Raw genomic sequence first — 17,642 nt, 5'->3', positions numbered from 1 at the left:
ATGTTATATTATAAAATTGGTGAGACGACAACGGGCAGTATTTCTACACCAAAGGTTTCTAACTGCTTTTCAATTTCTTTATATGTATTTGGTGATCTGCTTATACGATCTTTTGAATATACTAAGAGATAGTCCACTTTTTCTTTTGTTATATAGTTCAGTAGTTTTTGGAAATCAGTGGTATATCCCTTTTCATTGTTTATACCAATATCGCTGAAACTATCTGCGATATTAATTCCTTTTAGGAGTGCTAAAGATTCACATTGCTGTTTTTGAATCTGAATAGCCTTACTAACATCTTTTTGCGCCTGTGAAGCTACTCTGGTATAGAGTACTGCTTTTTTTACTACTGATCCCATATCTTTCTTTTCTGCAATCTTATAATTTTATCTATACAGACATTTACAAAATCGACTTTGATTTTTTATGATTCTGTAATAGACTTACTTATTTTTAAATGTTTTAATAATCACTATAGCTAATTGCCTTAATGTTTCTATAATCTCTAAAGCTTGTTCGTCTGTAATATCATCAAAGCCGTCGAATTTTCTTAATTCTTCAATACTTAGGGCTTTTGAAACCTCAGTATTTGTATTTTCTGTTGACATGGAATAAGTAGGTAAATTGAAGGAACATGATTTTTAAACCTGTTCTTCTGTCCATACTTGCAGTGAAAGGTGTGACACTTTCCTACATTACTTCTATTCCGTATCTAAATAATCTTTTATGATCTTTTGAATATCGCTATCAAAATCTAAAAGCAAAAGCATTTCTTTAATTAGAATATTTAAGGTTATACTTAAATGGTGTTCCGCTATAGAACCCTTGACCATATTTGCATACTCATTTTTTGAAACAAGTCTTCCATCTCCTTGTTCTGAAACAACAAGAAAACAGTTTTGTTCATCAAATAATGTATCGGCGATCTGTTTTTGAAATATGGATAGTGATGCTCTGTTACTACCTTGACTTGTATTTGACATATCACTATTCACTTTCGCGATAAGCAAATTATCAATACCAAAAGATCGCATTAAGACAATTGAGCGAATCCATACCACTTCAAAGAAGTCAAATTCGTTCTTTTTACCACTAGATGCTAATTCGCGCTCATCATTTAAAAGCCCCGTAGCTTTCCAATGATGAAGCTGTCTATTCGTGACAAAGGGTAAATCAAGCGTTTTAAAGCGTTTTTGCAAACATACTTTGATAATCTGATCTAAGGATAAAGATGTCTTGTCTATCATTCTAAAATAAAGTCATACTAATTATTCAGATACGAATATAATTAAAATAAATTACATTTAAGTAATTTATAGGTGATCTCGTGGGAATGATCTATCTCGTTTTAGTACTAAAACTTTCATGAAATAGTGATAGGGAATCTTTACTCCAAAACTAGATCCTGTGCGATAATCAACGATGGTTATCAAATTATTTGATTTATGTCTAAGCTGACGAATATGATTTTTAATCGTTTTTACATCTTGTCCTGTCTCTTGAGCTATTTTACGAGCATGAACATAAAGCATTGGCATAGTATCTGAACCAATGTCGATTTTGGAAATGTCATTACAAAAATAAGGGTACTCATAAGTATGCCCAGTAGTTTTTTCATTCAGCAAGTTTTGATAGTTCTCAAAAAGAGTACATAGGGTTAAAAGGTTTCCTTTTTTTATTCTATTATTAAAATCAGGACGATTTTTATTTTTCCGTTTAATAGCCTGCTTTAATTTTTGACGATCAAAAATGTAGAGTATTTGTTTTTTCTTTCTCTTTTTTTTCATTTTCATTTTTCTTTTAAACAATTCATAAATAGTGTATTTTTTTTAAGGTTTCTTTAAAAAGAAGGATGCACTTTCTAACCTTCTTTGTTCGTAGTGGTGACAAAGTTTGAGCGTACAGATGGGAAAACCGCGTCGCAAGTTTGGTACCCCTGACAAAAAGAGAGTTTTGATAATGGAATATTTTTTCTTTTTTTAAAAATCTCCACAACAAAAACGAAGAAGTAATGACAATTAGAGTCAAGTCTCATTAAATGATAATAAACAGATAGTTACGGAGTGTATTCTAATTTTAAGAATAAATTGAATAGCAAGTATTATTTGACTATTAGACAACTCAAAATTGATCTTATTTTTTACCATGTGTCTCTCTTAGGTCTACCCAAAAAAGTTTTAAAAGAGTGTTTTTTTAGTGAAAAAACTGATTTTTTGGGCTTTTTAAATGTAAAACTTGCTTTACTACTCAAAATTTTACACGTAAAAAACGATTTAAACAAAGCCACTTATATTTTTAATTTATCATTCGTACTCTATTTATTTTATTAATATACTTTTCTTGGTAAGTAAGCCCTAACCACATAATCCATAGTTTCTAAATAAATCGCTTTTTTCTGACAACGACTTTTAGCTTTTCAATCTAAATTTGATAATACGTTTTTCTTCATTTTTTAATCAGTTGATAAATAGCGCATTTTTTTAAGTCTTTTTTAAAAAAGAAGGATGCACTCTCTAACCTTCTTTGTTCGTTCTAGTGGCAAAGTTTGTATAAAGAAGTAGAAAAACCTTGGCGCGACTTTGGTAAAGTGACAAAACAAAAATCTAACTTAATGATTAAGAATAGATTGAAATTCGCAAAAAGTACCAAAGTCTAATAATGGTTGGTAAATACATTTTCTTTTTTAAGAGTGAAGTATCGTTTTAAGCTAGATTATAAAAACCTGTTTTGATATCAATAGAGCTATTTTGTTCAGAAAAAAAGATGATGCTTTAGAAAAAGAGTAGTGAAAATTAGAATGCAAAATTGAGAACTCCAAAAACCTGTTTTGATATCAATAGAGCTGTTTTGTTCAGAAAAAAAGATGACGCTCTAGAAAAAGAGTAGCGTAAATTAGAGTGTAAAATTGAGAACTCCAAAAACCTGTTTTGATATCAATAGAGCTGTTTTGTTCAGAAAAAAAAGATAATACTTAGAAAAGCAGTAGTAAAAATTAGCGTGTAAAATCAAGTGCTTAAAAAACCTGTTTTGATATTAATAGAGCTGTTTTGTTCAGAAAAAAAGATAATGCTTTAGAAAAAGAGTAGTAAAAATTAGCGTGTAAAATCAAGTGCTTAAAAAACCTGTTTTGATATCAATAGAGCTGTTTTGTTCAGAAAAAAAGATAATACTTAGAAAAGCAGTAGTAAAAATTAGCGTGTAAAATCAAGTGCTTAAAAAACCTGTTTTGATATCAATAAAGCTGTTTTGTTCAGAAAAAAAGATAATGCTTTAGAAAAAGAGTAGTAAAAATTAGCGTGTAAAATCAAGTGCTTAAAAAACCCGTTTTGATATCAATAAAGCTATTTTGTTCAGAAAAAAAGATGACGCTCTAGAAAAAGAGTAGCGAAAATTAGTGTGTAAAATTGAGAACTTCAAAAACCTGTTTTGATATCAATAGAGCTGTTTTGTTCAGAAAAAAAGATATTACTTTAGTAAAAAAGGTAGTAAAAATTAGAGTGTGAAATTGAGAACCGCAAAAAACTGTTTTAATATCAGTAGAGCTGTTTTTCTTAAGAAACCTGCTCTTGGAAATATTTGCTAGTTTTTTATAAGGAATCGCATGCGGAGGTACAGTTTTTATTAAAAAGGCTGTTCTGTCATGATGTTCTCTCATTTAAGAGGTTTGTTCTTTAGTCAGCACCTCGTTTTCTAAAGAAAAAGGCATTGGAAGTTTTTTCTAGTTTTATAGGAGATTGCAGAAGGAAGTATAGTTTTTTATAAAAAAGGCTATTCTAAGAGGATGACCTTTCATTTAAGAGGTGTGTTCTTTAGTCAGCACCCTCGTTTTCTAGAGAAAAAGGCTTTGGAAGTTTTTGCTAGTTTTATAAGGAATTGCAGGACGAGGTACAGTTTTTATTTAAAAAAGGCTGTTCTATCAGGATGCTCTCTAATTTAAGAGGTTTGTTCTTAAAGGAGTACCCTCGTTTTCTAAAGAAAAAGGCTGTGGAAGTTTCTGCTACTTGCTTAGAAAACTTCAGAGGTAGAGCGATTTTTATTAGAAAAAGTATTCTTTCAATACGATCACTCTCTTAAGGGTTACATTCTTTAAGGGATACCTACCTGTTTTTCTAAAGAAACAGCTATGGAAGTTTTTGCTACTTTTATATGGTATTGCAGTAGTAAGCCTAATTTTCATTAAAATATTACCTTAATTAGAATGTTCTCTAGTTTAAGAAGACTGCACTTTAATGAACACTCTCGTTTTCAATAGAAATAGGCATTGGAAGTTTTTTCTACTTTTATAAAGAATTGCGGAAGCAAGCCTAGTTTTTGTAAAAAAGCTGATCTATGAGGAATTTCTCATGTTTAAGATGATTGCACTTTAGTGAATACCCTCGTTTTCTAAATAAATAGGCGTTACAAGTTTTTTCCATCGACTTAAAATCACTTCATAAAAGGTTTTTATTAATCATATTCTAGTATGTTTTTTTCTTAGAGCATAACTTATTCTAAGGGTAACCCGTGCCCCATTCTAAGAATAACCCATGACTCATGCTAAAAGTAACCCATGACTTATGCTAAGGGTAACCTATGACTCATGCTAAGGGTAACCCATGACTCATGCTAAGGGTAACCCATGACTCACGCTAAGGGTAACCCATGACTTATGCTAAGGATAACCCATGACTCATGCTTAGCATGAGTTATGGGTTACGTTAAATATTATAAAGGTCAAAACCATTTTTTTATCGTATTATAATCATTTTATTATTATGGTTTTTTTAAACAAACAACGTTACGCATGTAACGTTGTTAAATGGTGCTGGATACTAATTATGGCCTTCACGTGGTATAATAGAAATCTATTATTCGGTACAATATCACAATCAGATTAAGAATTTATATTCTATTTTTAATTTGATAAACCACTCTGAATTTGGTTAAGATACATGAAGCTCTTTTCTAATAAGGAGTTTGATCGTAATGCCTAGTTGTCCTAAATGATACAACGTATGATGAATTACACCCTCTAAGGCAAATTCAAAAGGGTTGACACTTCTATGATGATTTTCTGTATATGTCTTTTCTAATAATGAATCATCTTTATCTCCAATAAGAACAATGATGGATAGAATACTTTTCTCATAGTCTTCTTTTAATTGTTTCCATCCAATAGTTTTAAGTTCTTCATTAGAACGCCAATGCTCAGGTTGATAGATTTGTTGTAATTTAAAATGTATTTTAAATTTATTAATTACATCTATGTTTAAAGCTATCATGTGTCCTATAATCTCTGCGACACTATGAAGCTCTGGTATAGGACGTATAAAGGCGGTATGCTCCGAAATACCCTCTATTTTTTCCATCATATTTTGCCCCACCCATAATGCTTTGTAATTGATGGCTTCTAATTGTTGTGCATAATACTGTATTGTCATATGTGTACTTTCTTTTTTTATCATAGAACTATACCCAAAACTCCAGTCGAAAATGTGGTGCAATTACTATGGATGTAATGGGTAGATAGTCCTACTTTCTCAGGGTGAAAAGCTCGATAAGAAACTATACCCAATAAGCTACTTTCTTCCCCTAAAAAGACAGACTTAAAGGATATAGTATCAAAAAAAATTGATTAAGTAACTAATATTTTAAATTATCAACTAGTTTCATAGAGTGTTCAAACTATCAATCAAATCATAATTAATCGTTTTACTAGCAATTAATACATTCTTTTAGAATCTATACATGTAATTCTTTTGCAATCAATAGCTTTATTGTTATTCCTATCTGCCCCAAATGATACAAGATATGATGAATTACTCCTTCTAAAGCATACCCAAAAGGATAGTCAGTCTTATGATTGTCTTCTGTATAAGTCTCTTTTAAAAAAGAATCTGGTTTGTCCCATATATAGAGGCTTAAATGAACAATACTTGTTTCATATTCTTCTTTAAGTTGTTTCCAGCCAATAGTTTTAAGTTCCTCATTAGAGCGCCAATAATTAGGTTGGTATTTTTGTTGTATACTGTGTCTTTCTCGAATCTTATTAGCTACCTCTATCTGTAATGACGTCATATGAGCAATAAGTTCTGCTACACTATGAATTTCTGGAATGGGTTGTATAAAGGCTGTTTTTTCTGATAACCCTCCAATCTTCTCCATTACATTATTTCCTATCCACAATGCTTCATAATTGATAGCTTCTAATTGTTGCGAGTAATAATCTACCATCATATTTATATACATTTAATAGTGTTAGGATACATCCAAAGTTTTTAATACAAGTGTGGTGCGCTTATATCTATTACAATGGATATTGTATCCTACTTTTATAAAGGAGTGAAATGGGAATTGAGTGTTTTAGCCTTTTCATTTAAGGCTAAATTATTGAAGTATATAGAGAAGGAAGTAATTGAAATGAGTTAAAAAAAACTTATTTTGATTATAATAAATTCAATATTTTTTACTAAAGAAATCCTTTTTCTTTAGCTGTGAGTATTAAATCCCTAGTACTATTAGTTTTTATATCAAAAAAATCCATTAGCTTGCTTTTTCTTTTTTGTATTGAACTTACAGATATACATAGTAATTCTACAAGTTCCTTTGTTGTAGAACCGCAAGAAAGTTCATATAATAATTGTTTGTCTAATTCTTCTAGATTTAAGTTGTTGTATATAAGGCTTCTTGCAATTGTAGAAACAGAATTAGAATAAAAAGGATGTGTCTCAAAGGTATTTCTGATAGCATCTAATAAAGTATTGCAGGCTATATCATCTTTGATTATTAGTCCGTCAGGATTTAGCGTTTTAAGTATATCTTCTATACGTTGTCTATCATTAATATAGGTAATAATAATAATCTTAGGTATTGGATTTAAATGTTCTTTCATCCAAATAGCTATATCTTCACCAGAGAATAATTTTTTGGGTGGATAAGGAGTTAATTTAATATCTAAAACGACAATATCATATTTTGAACTATTTTGATTTAAATAAATAAAAGCTTCTTCACAATTAAAAGCCATATCCATTGAAAAGAAATAGTCCTCCTGCTCCTCATTGAGTTTGATAAGCGTTTTAGCTAATTCCTTTTGTACTAAAGGATGATCCTCAATAATAAGGACTTTTAATTTGTTTGTATTAGATTCAGGTGCAGGTATTTTAGTATATTTTGACCTTAGTTGATTATGTATTTCAATCTTTCCCCTTTTCATTCTTTTATTTATTATTCAAATCGAATAGCTTCCAAATCTTTTAATTGTTTATCTATTTGAAAATATATTTTTTGAGCTTTATGCCTAGAATGTCGTGTCCAATTATCCATATTATCATAAACGCTTATAAACAATGGTAAAACTTCTAATGCTTCTACTTTTTTTATAATTTCATGCTGAGCTGCTTCAATAGAATCAGCTTTAGAATTTACCATGGACTTGAATTGTTTTAACTTCTCTTCTTTTTTACGTAAAGCATTGACTCTAGTGTCTAAATCAGATTTAAGTTGCATTACTTCTTTGCGATGACTATTTATTACATTATTGAGCTTTAAAATAATTACAACAATAAGTAAAACTATTGCGATCATCACAAAGCTTGTTATCCTAAACAAACCATCTCCAAATCCGTCAATATAATCATGTATAGCAGCTACAGCTAAAAAAGCATTCATAATAATAATACTCACTAAAGCAATAATTATAAAAAGTTGAGTAAAATTTTTCTTGATGTTATCAAAAGGAAATAAAAAGAGAACTCCAAAAGCAAAGAAAACAAGATTAAGTTTTTGAACAACTGTCCATATTATATCTGTTGAACTAAAACCTTTCAAAATAGAAAAAGTATTCCCAAAAATTACGATTTCAGTAAAAGTTGGGAATATAACATCTACATGATTTAATACAATAGTAGATAAAATAAAAAACAAACCTATGTAGGTTTTAATCTTCATTTTTTGATTGGGTATTTTCTTCTTTATTAATTTCAGAATTAATATCCTTTTCTTTTTTAGACTCCTCGCTTGAGTCTTCTTGTGTTCTTCCGTTATCTGGTTTTTTTGCCATGATCATTATGTTTTAGTAAAAATAAATATATAAGAAAAAACTATAGAATCGGTTTAATAAAACCTCCATTTTTTTACGGCAAAACCATAATTTTAAATAACATATACAAAATATAAGTAATATAAGCACAATCGAAATAAGTTAATATTTATTCATTTTGATTGTGCTTAATTGATGTTTTTAAAATATTTTTATCCAAAATTTAAAAATGAGCTGTATTACTCTCGAAAAGATTATTCTAAACCATAATAGTGAATAGTATTTTTCTAAATTTAACAATTGAAATAATAATAATTATATAACTACCATAAATTTTTTCAGAAAAATATTATGCACTATTAAGTATAGTTTTTTTGATTTAAATCATATTTAACATTTACAACTCCTTAAACGAATATTTAAAAATATGGTGTTATGTTCAATCAAGTTTTATAATAATTATTTGAATCAGTTACCAATTAACTTTGATAACTAACATTAAATATATTTCCTATTGGAATAATAAATTTTTAACAATGGTTTGTTAAAGTATTAATATATAAGTATATGAATATTAAATTTTTAAATCTTGCATCTCTATTTTTTATTTTTATAGTCAACTCTACAAAAGCCCAAAATTTAATGGATACTGCATCTTGGACTTTAGGATCAGGAAGTGTGACAGGATATTATGTAAATGGTTCTTCATCAGAAAACTGGAGAGTTTTAGGGGAAGATCACTTAGGTAGAGAGACTATATTATGGGAAGCAAGAAATGATGTAGACAATAATGCAGACGGAGGTTGGAATGCTTCATCTACATCTATTGATAATACTAAAACTTATCGTTTTGCAGTATGGATAAAAAAAACTAATTCTCATGACGGTAAGACATATTTTGGATGTCTACGTACAAATGGAATTTTATCCTTAAACAACACTGTAAATAACAATCCCTATTTCTGGACTGGTGATTTACCCGAATTAGATAGATGGTATTTGCTTATTGGTTATGTGCATCATAAGGATTATAGTGCTTCAGGTGGTTGGGGCTTAGCTACTGGAGCTATATATGATGGTTTAACAGGGTTACAAGTACAAAACTTAACAGTTACTGATTTTAAGTTTTCTTCTACCGCTACAAGTGTTAGTCATCGAGCTTATTTATATTATGACGTTAATATAAATGACCGTCAATATTTTATGAATCCTAGATTAGAAGAGGTAAATGGACAAGAACCAACTATTCTTGAATTGTTAGAGATAAATCAAGAATCTACTCTAACGTTTAATTACGATGCCTCGGGCAATCAAATTGCTAGATATTACTGCGCCTTTGGAACAAATTGTATGAGATCTACCATTAATAAAGAAGTAGAGGAAGAAAAACTAGTAAATAATAATATAGATATTTTAGAAGAAGAGCCAGTATTTTTAGGAAAATTGAGTATAAATCCAAATCCAACAAAAGGTGTTTTTAATATATATCTTGGAGAAAGGAATGAATTGACAAGTGAGATATATATCTATGATCTTAATGGTAGAGTAATTTCTTCTTATTCAAACAAAAAGACTACCACTGTACAGATGGATATTACTGATAATCCGTCTGGGGTATATATAGTACATGTTCATTTTGAAAACGGAGAATTCATTTCAAAAAGAATAATAAAAGATTAAAATAACTGAAAAATTTAGTAAATATGCGTCAATTATTACTTTTTACATCACTTTTTTTATTATCCTTTGTTGGAAGCGCTCAAGATAATTCCTTATTGTATAATGGGGAACAAATTAATGGTGAGCTAATACGGGTAAGAAATTCAAAAACTACAGTGGTAGAGTTAGATGAGGTTCCTTATGAAGCGGATAAAATTTATACACGTTTAGTTGCACCATCAACTTCTACAAATACATCATCTGAAAATGCAGGAAGAACAGCTGCCGAATTTAGTGTAGCTCCAAGTGGAGCGGCATCGTATACAATTCCGTTTACATTGCCTCAAGGAATTAGAGATATAGGACCTGCTGTAGGATTAGTTTACAATAGTCAAGCTGGGGAAGGTATTCCTGGTTGGGGTTGGAATATAACGGGGTTATCAACTATAACTAGAATAGGAACAACTAAATTTCATGATGGGTATGTTGATGGTGTTGATCTCGATGGAAATGATCGCTACGTTCTTGATGGGCAACGATTAATGCTCAAGAGTGGCATATATGGTGCAGCTAATTCTGTTTATGAAACTGAAAATTATAGTAATATTAAAATTACTGCCTTAGGTAATGTAAGTGGAGCACCTTCATATTTTAAGGTTCAATATCCAGATGGGGCTTTAGCATATTATGGATTAGCAGGTAACTCAAGAGGTAAATTAGAGTGGGCAGTTCACAAAAAAGTTGATCCGCAAGGAAACTTTATTCAATATGATTATGCTATATCTAATAATTTATTAAGAATTAATTCAATTAAATACGGATCAAAAGGAAGCACAATATCTCCAAATGAAGTTAGATTTATTTATAAAAATAGAGTTAGACCACAATTAAGTTATATTGCTAGTCAAACTTTTAAAAGGGATGAAATACTTGATAGGGTAGAAATTTATTCTGGTGGACAAATATTTAGGAAGTATACTCTTCAGCATAGCACTACTAGCTTAGGGTATGAAAGGATAAGTAATATTCAAGAGACAAATAGAAATAATAACTCTTTTCCTCCAATATATTTTACCTACGGAACTTCCTCTACTTCTATTACAAGGATTAATGAAGAATATAGTTCGATCTTTCCTGGAGTTGATAGTAGAGAGGATGATATAAGAATGGGAGATTTTGATGCTGATGGGCATCAAGATATGATTGTATTTAGAAGAGGTTCTAATAAGACTAATTTTCACTTATTTAATAGTGTCTTTGGCGATTCTGGCAATCAAGAACTAGGTCAAACTATTAATTTAGGATTTGATGAATTGTTTTTCAGCTCAATTCTTAATCATCAAAATAAAAACCTTCAAAATCAAGCAATTACTCTTGTCAGTGAAGCTGTAGAAGCAACTAACTCAACTGTTAGGTTTAAAAATTATTTATATGGGTCTGGTCTGTTTTTTCAATATGAAAAAGCATATACTTTTCCAATAGGACCAGAAGGCAATTATAACTGTGATTATGGATCACCTCCAGGACCTAATGATCGAAAAATAAAAAAACAATATATTTCGGGTGATTTTAATGGGGACGGACTTACCGACGTTTTTGCTATTCCTATAAAGCATTATGTAACTAACTGTAATGGAGTAGAGGACCCATATAGTCAATATGAAGAATGTATATGTGAGCAAGATTCAGTAAATCTAGGAAATTCACCTGTATATTTTATTAATTTAGATAGAAGTATTACTGGAGATACTGCTGTTAATGTCGGTACACTAATTTCAAGAATTAACCCTAGTGAAGATCAATTATTAGGTACCGATTTCAACGGCGATGGAAAAACAGATTTAATTCATATTAGAAACGGTTCTATTCGTGTATATTCTTTGAATAACGATGGAACTTCAATCAATCAAATTGCTTATACGTCTGATAGTTATATTGATCTAGAAAAACCACTTATATCGGGAGATTTTAATGGAGATGGTAAATTTGATTTTGCAACTGTTACTAATGAAAATAGTGAAGATTGGCGTTTTTTCTTATCTAAAGGAACTACTTTTCATAAATACACAAAAGACATTAATATTCCTTACAAAAAGAGTGAATTAGTAATCGGGACATATAATGTAAATGGTATTTCTATGTCAAATCCATTATATGAATATAAATATCTTTCTCAGGACTTTAATGGTGATGGTAAGACAGATATTTTATATCATGAAGTTGTTTCTCCTTGGAATTCTACAGATATTGTTAGTGAAAGAATGAAATTATATTCCAATAGTTATGATTCTGCTAGTTTGACACCATATTTTCAACTTACTGGTAGTATATCAGATACTAATAATGGAATGGCCAAGTTTGGCATACCTATTTTTACCGAAGGTCACGGAGGTAATGGAAACCTAGAGTATGGATATATTATCCAGAATAGAGTTTTTGGATATAAATTTAATAAAGACCATAAAGTTGACACAGAGTTAACTAGGATTACAAATGATGGATTAACAACTGATATAGAATATAAAAATTTAACAGCAGATAATGTAAATGGTGACGCGCCCTCTTTTTATACATCTGATGTGCAAAAAGAGTATCCTTTTGTTGATATTCAAGTAGCGCCTAGTTTAAGACTGGTTGAAAGAGCTATAAGAACTGGAAGTGGGATGACACAACAGCAAGATTTTTATTATGAAAATGCTGTAATTAATACTGCTGGACTGGGGTTTATGGGTTATGAGTATACTAAACGCTCAAATTGGTATGGTGATGGAGTTCCAATATTGATAAGTGGTTCTAGGCAGGATATGTCAAAACGTGGTGCTGTAGTGGAAGAATGGGTCTCATCATCTTTAAGTAATTCTCCCAGTCAGTTTTCAAGTAAAAAAGAATATAATTACGTAACTAGTTTAAGTAGTAATAAGGTATTTGCAAACTTTCCAAGTTCTATTTCAACTATAAATGGTTTAGAGGGTTATCATACTATTGTAGATACTTATACTTATAACTCGTATAATAATATAACTCAACTTTTAAGAACATACCCAATAATTGGCTACACACGAAGTACTTATACATACAGTAATAATTCTAGTCATTCTGATTATTTGTATCATGTAGGTAGGAGTCTTAGTAAAAAAGTTGAAAATCAATTATACGGTCAGTACTTTAGTAATGAGGAAGAATATACTTATTCAAATAATATACTGAAAATTATAAAGAGAAAGGGAGTCAATACTCCTTGGTTGACTGAAACATTATCTCATGATTTATATGGAAATATTACCATAAAAACAGTTTCTGGATCAGGAGTAACTCCTAGAGAAGAACGTTTTTTCTACGACAATTCAGGAAGGTTTTTAATTAAATCTAGAGATTCTAAAGGTTTAGAAACTACATATAATTTCGATATAACACGCGGAACTGTAATAAGTACTATAGATCCGTACGATAATTCAGAAACATTTACTTATGATGGATGGGATAGACCATTGATAAAAGTAGATTACTTAGGAAATGAAACAAAGTACTTTTACAATAAAGAGATTCTTTCAGGTAATAATACAACGTATACTACTTATATTGATTATCCTAATAAGCCAGATTATAAAAATTGGACAAATGTGTTTGGTTTAGAGATAAAAACGCAATCAAAAAGTTTTAATAATAAATGGATAGTTCAAGATACTGAATTTGATGTTTCGGGTAGGATAAAAAGAGAAAGTGTTCCATATTTTGAAAATGAAAGCGCTGCCCTATGGACTAATGTATTATATGATCAATATGGAAGGTTAATATCCAAAACTGATCCAAACAACAGAACAATTAATTCTTATTATGATGGACTAACTATAACCACCGATGATGGTGTTAGGAATATCACATCAACTAAAGATGTATTAGGTAATGTTGTTTTAAGAACTGATGACGGAGGAACAGTTAGATATCAATATTTTCCAAACGGAGTACTAAGAGAAGCTCATTATGAAGATAATATTATTACAACAACAATAGATGGATGGGGAAGAAAAGCTTCTCTCACTGATCCGAGTGCAGGATCATACACGTATGAGTATAATATCTATGGAGAGATCATTAATGAAACTAACCCTAAGGGATCAGTAAATTATACTTATGATAATAATGGTTTATTAACAAATAAAGAAATAGTTGGTGACTATGCGTCATTTAGTTTAGATTACTTATATGATAATTTAACTAAGAATTTGGTTTCTATAAATGGTATAGATAATTTAAATAATAAATCATACATATATAATTATTTATACGATAATTTCTCTAGGTTAAGTGAAACTACAGAAATTACCGATGGGGCTCAATATACCTCCGTGAAACAATACGACAATTTAGGAAGAACGTCATCATTGTCGTTTTCAACTAATGAATTTAATACTGGTTTAAGCAATAACGTTTCAGTAACAAAAATATACGATAATTCAGGAATTTTGGTGGAATTAAGAGAATCTACCACCAATGAATTATTGTGGAAGTTAGTTGAAAAAAATGCTTTAGCATTAGAGACAAAAGTTGATTTAGGTAATGGTTTAAGAAAAACTAAAGAGTATGACCAATATGGTAATACAACTAAAATACTAGATGTTACTCCGCTAGTACAAGGAGCTACTCCAGCAATGCATATGGAGTATGAGTGGAACTCTTTTAGGGGATTATTAATAAGTAGAGAGAATAAAGTCTTTGATAATTGGGAAGAGACTTTTACTCATGATAATCTTGATAGATTGACCGAAATAATTGGACCCGCTGCTAGAGAACACGAATATGATGATCGCGGAAGAATAGCAGATAATACTCTTGTAGGAAAATATCAATACGGTCAATCAAATAATCCATATGGTTTGACTCAAGTAAATCTTAATAATCAGGGGGACTTGTTTTATCAACAACGAATACAGCAAATAATTACTTATAACTCTTTTAAAAAGCCTGTAAGTATAAAAGAACAGGGACAAGGTAAGATAAATTATGAGTATAGTCCTTTAATGGAAAGATCTGTAGCTTATTATGGAGGAAATAGTAATGATATTTTAGAAAGACGTTACATTAGACGATATTCAGCTATTGCTCCTATTGAAATTGTAATAGATCAGGAAACTGGAAGTACTAAAATACTTACCTATATAGCAGGTGATCAATATAATGCTCCCATTGTCCATATAACTAAACAAGAAAGCGCTGAAATCACAAATGAATTTAATTATTTACACCGTGATTATTTAGGTAGTATTCTGGGTATATCAGGAGAAAACGGAGAACTCTTAGAGCAAGCACAATATGGTGCATGGGGTACTGTAGATAAATTTTTAAGTATAAATGGTAATTCAAATTTTGATAATGAATCAATATTAGGTAGAGGATTTACAGGTCATGAACATCTGTTTGAAGCTGGATTAATCCAAATGAATGGTCGACTATACGATTCTAGCTTAGGAAGATTTTTAAATCCAGATAATTTTATTCAAGATCCTTATAACACTCAAAGTTTTAACAGATATAGTTATGTGTGGAATAATCCTTTATTATTATCAGACCCATCTGGTGAGATTATTTTCACGGCAGCACTCCTTATAGGTATTGGTGTTGGAGCACTTGCTGGAGCATATTTTGGAGGTGTACAGGCTAACGATGGAAATTTTAATCCTTTAAAATGGAACTGGAGTAGCGGTAAAACCCTAATAGGTGTTTTTGGTGGTGCAGTTATTGGAGGTATAGCGGGAGGTGTAGGAGTCGCCGTCGGTTTCGCTGTCGCGCCAATCTTAGCTTCAGCGGGGATTACTGGAGGTATTTTAGGCGGAGGTCTTTCGGCTGCTGCTGGAGGCTTTGTTTCTGGAGCTATTACTGGAGGCTTAATGAGTCTATTACCAGGAGGTAATCCAGATAATTTTTTAAGAAACACGATAATAGGAGCTGTCTCTGGAGCTGCATTAGGGTTCGTTATTGGGGGAACTATAGGAGGGATTTTAACACCCAAAGGTCATAGTATATGGACAGGAAAATCTCTATCTAATCCTAAAGTGTCTACAGTTAGTAGTTTGCAGCCAGAAGATGCAACTCCCTTATCAACTGTTGATGATGGAGCAAATTCCACAAACCCAGCTAGTTCTCCTAAAACCCCCAATACAAATACAATAGAACCTGTAAAAATAAATAAGCCTCAGGCAACATATGAAGTTGTAAAGGGAATAGATGGAAGAGATACGTTTCAGTTAGCTGATGAATTAGTTGCTGTAAGGCATCATACAGGTAGAGATGCATTAAAGATTATTGATAAATCAAAATTAATTAATCCTTCACGAGGAGCACCTTACGGTGTAGATGTAGAAGTAGCTCCATTTCTTAATCCAAAAAATGTTGAGGTGGGTCAGTTTGCAAGAGGGGCTTATGTAGAATTTCTTGTTCCTAGAAGTCAGTTAAGTAATATACCAGGCGGTTATCTGGGAGGAACTGGGAATGCTGCAAGAATAATAACTAACGGAGCTCCATTAGATTTATCTTCAAGTCCTTTTAAGGTACATTTCAAAATATGGAAATGGTTTTAACTAAAATAATATTATGGAAATTATATTAGAGAATGAAAATAGAAAACATATAATAGAGATTGGCACTGGAGAATTATTCAGAATAAATTGTAATTCTTTAAAGGCGTATAACGATGTGAAAAATATTGGATTTCCCCTAGAAGCAATAGATTCTAAAAAATGGTTAGCTAAAATAAATAGTAAATTAACTCTGCAAGAATATTTAGAAATTGTCGAATTAAATATCTCTATTAATAACTATTTTAATGATTCTGAATTAACTACTAAAATTAATGATTTTCCTAAACCATATATCGAGTTATTAGCATCTCTTGAGCATATTAGAACTATGCCAGAAATAGCTCGAATTTACACAGGAGGAATGCATTTAATGAATTTAAAGTTTCTATATAGTAATCTACTAACTTACTTAAAAAATGGAGGTATGATAATTGAAATTAATTACCCTCCAATTATTGACTTTGACCTTGATCAATTAATTAATCAAACACCAAAAGAATTATCTATATCCTAATTAAAATATTATTATGTTAAAAAAAACTTTGCTCTACTTTGTTTTATTAGCTTTTTTTTCTTGTTCATCTACAGATGAAGAACCTGTAGTGATGAATAATAATGATGATGAGACTCCTATTGTTCCTAATGTTTCTTTAATAAGTGATATAGGTTCAATTGTAATAGATGAAGAAGTAATGGTTATGCTTTCAAGTAATTTACCTATCGAAACAGTGGAAGTTTCTTCAAATAATTTTGAAACAAGTTCAATTTTTAATCTTGCAGGGAATACGGAAAGAGAAATATGCATTAGTTTTCGTGAGATAGGTAATAATAATGTATCTACAAGAACTCAGTTTACATCTGGAGAAACAATAGTGTCATCTTTAAATTTTAATGTATCTATAGGAACTCCTGTGAAAATTAATGGAATAAGAGTTTATTCTTTTTTTAATATTAATGAGACTTGGGATAATGAATATAATGAAGGCGACCCTAATAGACTAGCTGATGTATTAGTCCTTTTAGGAAAGGAAGATTGCAGCTATCAAGGTGGAAATGCAAGCATATTACATCTTACATCAATTGTTGAAAATGTTTCAGAGGAATTATTTTGGGATTTAAGTAGCTTAAACATTTATGTAGGCATAGATAAAGAAGTGCGTATAGATGTTTTAGATGATGATCCAGGAGTTGTCAATTATGATGAAGGTATTTTTGTTTCTGTAATTGAAGATGGAACTAATAATGTTCCTGTATTTAATGTTTCTGACTATTCTTCAGAACGCCCAGAAAGTATTCGATTTACTGAAAATCAAGAAAACGGGTATGATATAGAAATATATTTAGAATGGATTGAATAAATAATTTTAATGCTTTTGAATAGTTTTTTT

The 17,642-nt window shown here is 30.5% G+C and carries 13 protein-coding genes; 4 read left to right on the top strand and 9 right to left on the bottom strand.

What is annotated here, in order from left to right; translation table 11 throughout:
• Window positions 1–8: 8 nt before the first annotated feature.
• The 9 genes from ACFO3O_RS09275 to ACFO3O_RS09235 all read right to left on the bottom strand — a co-directional run bounded on the left by ACFO3O_RS09275 (window position 9) and on the right by ACFO3O_RS09235 (window position 8,041).
• Window positions 9–359 carry a recombinase family protein gene (locus tag ACFO3O_RS09275; RefSeq protein WP_379978321.1) on the bottom strand — a complete coding sequence of 117 codons (351 nt, stop codon included), beginning with the start codon at window positions 357–359 and terminating at the stop codon, window positions 9–11.
• Window positions 360–443: 84 nt separating this feature from the next.
• Complete coding sequence (locus tag ACFO3O_RS09270; RefSeq protein WP_379978320.1) at window positions 444–608, bottom strand: hypothetical protein; 165 nt, start codon at window positions 606–608, stop codon at window positions 444–446.
• Window positions 609–701: 93 nt separating this feature from the next.
• Window positions 702–1,247: a hypothetical protein gene (locus ACFO3O_RS09265; protein WP_379978319.1), complete on the bottom strand. Its 546-nt coding sequence runs from the start codon at window positions 1,245–1,247 to the stop codon at window positions 702–704.
• Window positions 1,248–1,313: 66 nt separating this feature from the next.
• Window positions 1,314–1,787, bottom strand: a complete 474-nt coding sequence (locus ACFO3O_RS09260) for a hypothetical protein (protein WP_379978318.1) — start codon at window positions 1,785–1,787, stop codon at window positions 1,314–1,316.
• Window positions 1,788–4,922: 3,135 nt separating this feature from the next.
• Complete coding sequence (locus tag ACFO3O_RS09255) at window positions 4,923–5,420, bottom strand: DinB family protein (RefSeq protein WP_379978317.1); 498 nt, start codon at window positions 5,418–5,420, stop codon at window positions 4,923–4,925.
• A 301-nt stretch (window positions 5,421–5,721) separates the two neighbouring features.
• On the bottom strand, window positions 5,722–6,228 hold the full coding sequence (locus ACFO3O_RS09250; protein WP_379978316.1) for a DinB family protein: 507 nt from the start codon (window positions 6,226–6,228) through the stop codon (window positions 5,722–5,724).
• A 220-nt stretch (window positions 6,229–6,448) separates the two neighbouring features.
• Window positions 6,449–7,195: a response regulator gene (locus ACFO3O_RS09245; protein WP_379978315.1), complete on the bottom strand. Its 747-nt coding sequence runs from the start codon at window positions 7,193–7,195 to the stop codon at window positions 6,449–6,451.
• An 11-nt stretch (window positions 7,196–7,206) separates the two neighbouring features.
• Window positions 7,207–7,929 carry a hypothetical protein gene (locus ACFO3O_RS09240; RefSeq protein WP_379978314.1) on the bottom strand — a complete coding sequence of 241 codons (723 nt, stop codon included), beginning with the start codon at window positions 7,927–7,929 and terminating at the stop codon, window positions 7,207–7,209.
• A complete protein-coding gene (locus ACFO3O_RS09235) occupies window positions 7,919–8,041 on the bottom strand; it encodes a hypothetical protein (protein WP_379978313.1) in 123 nt (40 codons plus the stop codon). The genes ACFO3O_RS09240 and ACFO3O_RS09235 overlap by 11 nt, the downstream gene beginning before the upstream one ends.
• Window positions 8,042–8,587: 546 nt before the next feature.
• Between ACFO3O_RS09235 and ACFO3O_RS09230 the strand changes: the two genes are divergently transcribed.
• The 4 genes from ACFO3O_RS09230 to ACFO3O_RS09215 are packed head-to-tail and all read left to right on the top strand — an operon-like array spanning window position 8,588 to window position 17,612.
• The gene (locus tag ACFO3O_RS09230; protein WP_379978312.1) at window positions 8,588–9,700 is read left to right on the top strand and encodes a T9SS type A sorting domain-containing protein; all 1,113 of its coding nucleotides are present in this window, start codon (window positions 8,588–8,590) and stop codon (window positions 9,698–9,700) included.
• A gap of 23 nt (window positions 9,701–9,723) precedes the next feature.
• Complete coding sequence (locus ACFO3O_RS09225) at window positions 9,724–16,254, top strand: RHS repeat-associated core domain-containing protein (protein WP_379978311.1); 6,531 nt, start codon at window positions 9,724–9,726, stop codon at window positions 16,252–16,254.
• Between the two features lie 13 nt (window positions 16,255–16,267).
• Window positions 16,268–16,768: a hypothetical protein gene (locus ACFO3O_RS09220; RefSeq protein ID WP_379978310.1), complete on the top strand. Its 501-nt coding sequence runs from the start codon at window positions 16,268–16,270 to the stop codon at window positions 16,766–16,768.
• 13 nt (window positions 16,769–16,781) lie between these two features.
• A complete protein-coding gene (locus tag ACFO3O_RS09215) occupies window positions 16,782–17,612 on the top strand; it encodes a hypothetical protein (protein WP_379978309.1) in 831 nt (276 codons plus the stop codon).
• The last annotated feature ends 30 nt before the right edge of the window (window positions 17,613–17,642 follow it).

The organism is Dokdonia ponticola, from assembly GCF_042653865.1.
Taxonomy (GTDB): domain Bacteria; phylum Bacteroidota; class Bacteroidia; order Flavobacteriales; family Flavobacteriaceae; genus Dokdonia; species Dokdonia ponticola.
This window is presented reverse-complemented; position numbering and strand designations above follow the sequence as displayed.

What these genes read in the sequence shown, in the direction of transcription:
- ACFO3O_RS09275 (WP_379978321.1), bottom strand. Translation starts at nt 359, where the DNA reads ATGGGATCAGTAGTAAAAAAAGCAGTACTCTATACCAGAGTAGCTTCA.
- ACFO3O_RS09270 (WP_379978320.1), bottom strand. Translation starts at nt 608, where the DNA reads ATGTCAACAGAAAATACAAATACTGAGGTTTCAAAAGCCCTAAGTATT.
- ACFO3O_RS09265 (WP_379978319.1), bottom strand. Translation starts at nt 1,247, where the DNA reads ATGATAGACAAGACATCTTTATCCTTAGATCAGATTATCAAAGTATGT.
- ACFO3O_RS09260 (WP_379978318.1), bottom strand. Translation starts at nt 1,787, where the DNA reads ATGAAAAAAAAGAGAAAGAAAAAACAAATACTCTACATTTTTGATCGT.
- ACFO3O_RS09255 (WP_379978317.1), bottom strand. Translation starts at nt 5,420, where the DNA reads ATGACAATACAGTATTATGCACAACAATTAGAAGCCATCAATTACAAA.
- ACFO3O_RS09250 (WP_379978316.1), bottom strand. Translation starts at nt 6,228, where the DNA reads ATGTATATAAATATGATGGTAGATTATTACTCGCAACAATTAGAAGCT.
- ACFO3O_RS09245 (WP_379978315.1), bottom strand. Translation starts at nt 7,195, where the DNA reads ATGAAAAGGGGAAAGATTGAAATACATAATCAACTAAGGTCAAAATAT.
- ACFO3O_RS09240 (WP_379978314.1), bottom strand. Translation starts at nt 7,929, where the DNA reads ATGAAGATTAAAACCTACATAGGTTTGTTTTTTATTTTATCTACTATT.
- ACFO3O_RS09235 (WP_379978313.1), bottom strand. Translation starts at nt 8,041, where the DNA reads ATGGCAAAAAAACCAGATAACGGAAGAACACAAGAAGACTCAAGCGAG.
- ACFO3O_RS09230 (WP_379978312.1), top strand. Translation starts at nt 8,588, where the DNA reads ATGAATATTAAATTTTTAAATCTTGCATCTCTATTTTTTATTTTTATA.
- ACFO3O_RS09225 (WP_379978311.1), top strand. Translation starts at nt 9,724, where the DNA reads ATGCGTCAATTATTACTTTTTACATCACTTTTTTTATTATCCTTTGTT.
- ACFO3O_RS09220 (WP_379978310.1), top strand. Translation starts at nt 16,268, where the DNA reads ATGGAAATTATATTAGAGAATGAAAATAGAAAACATATAATAGAGATT.
- ACFO3O_RS09215 (WP_379978309.1), top strand. Translation starts at nt 16,782, where the DNA reads ATGTTAAAAAAAACTTTGCTCTACTTTGTTTTATTAGCTTTTTTTTCT.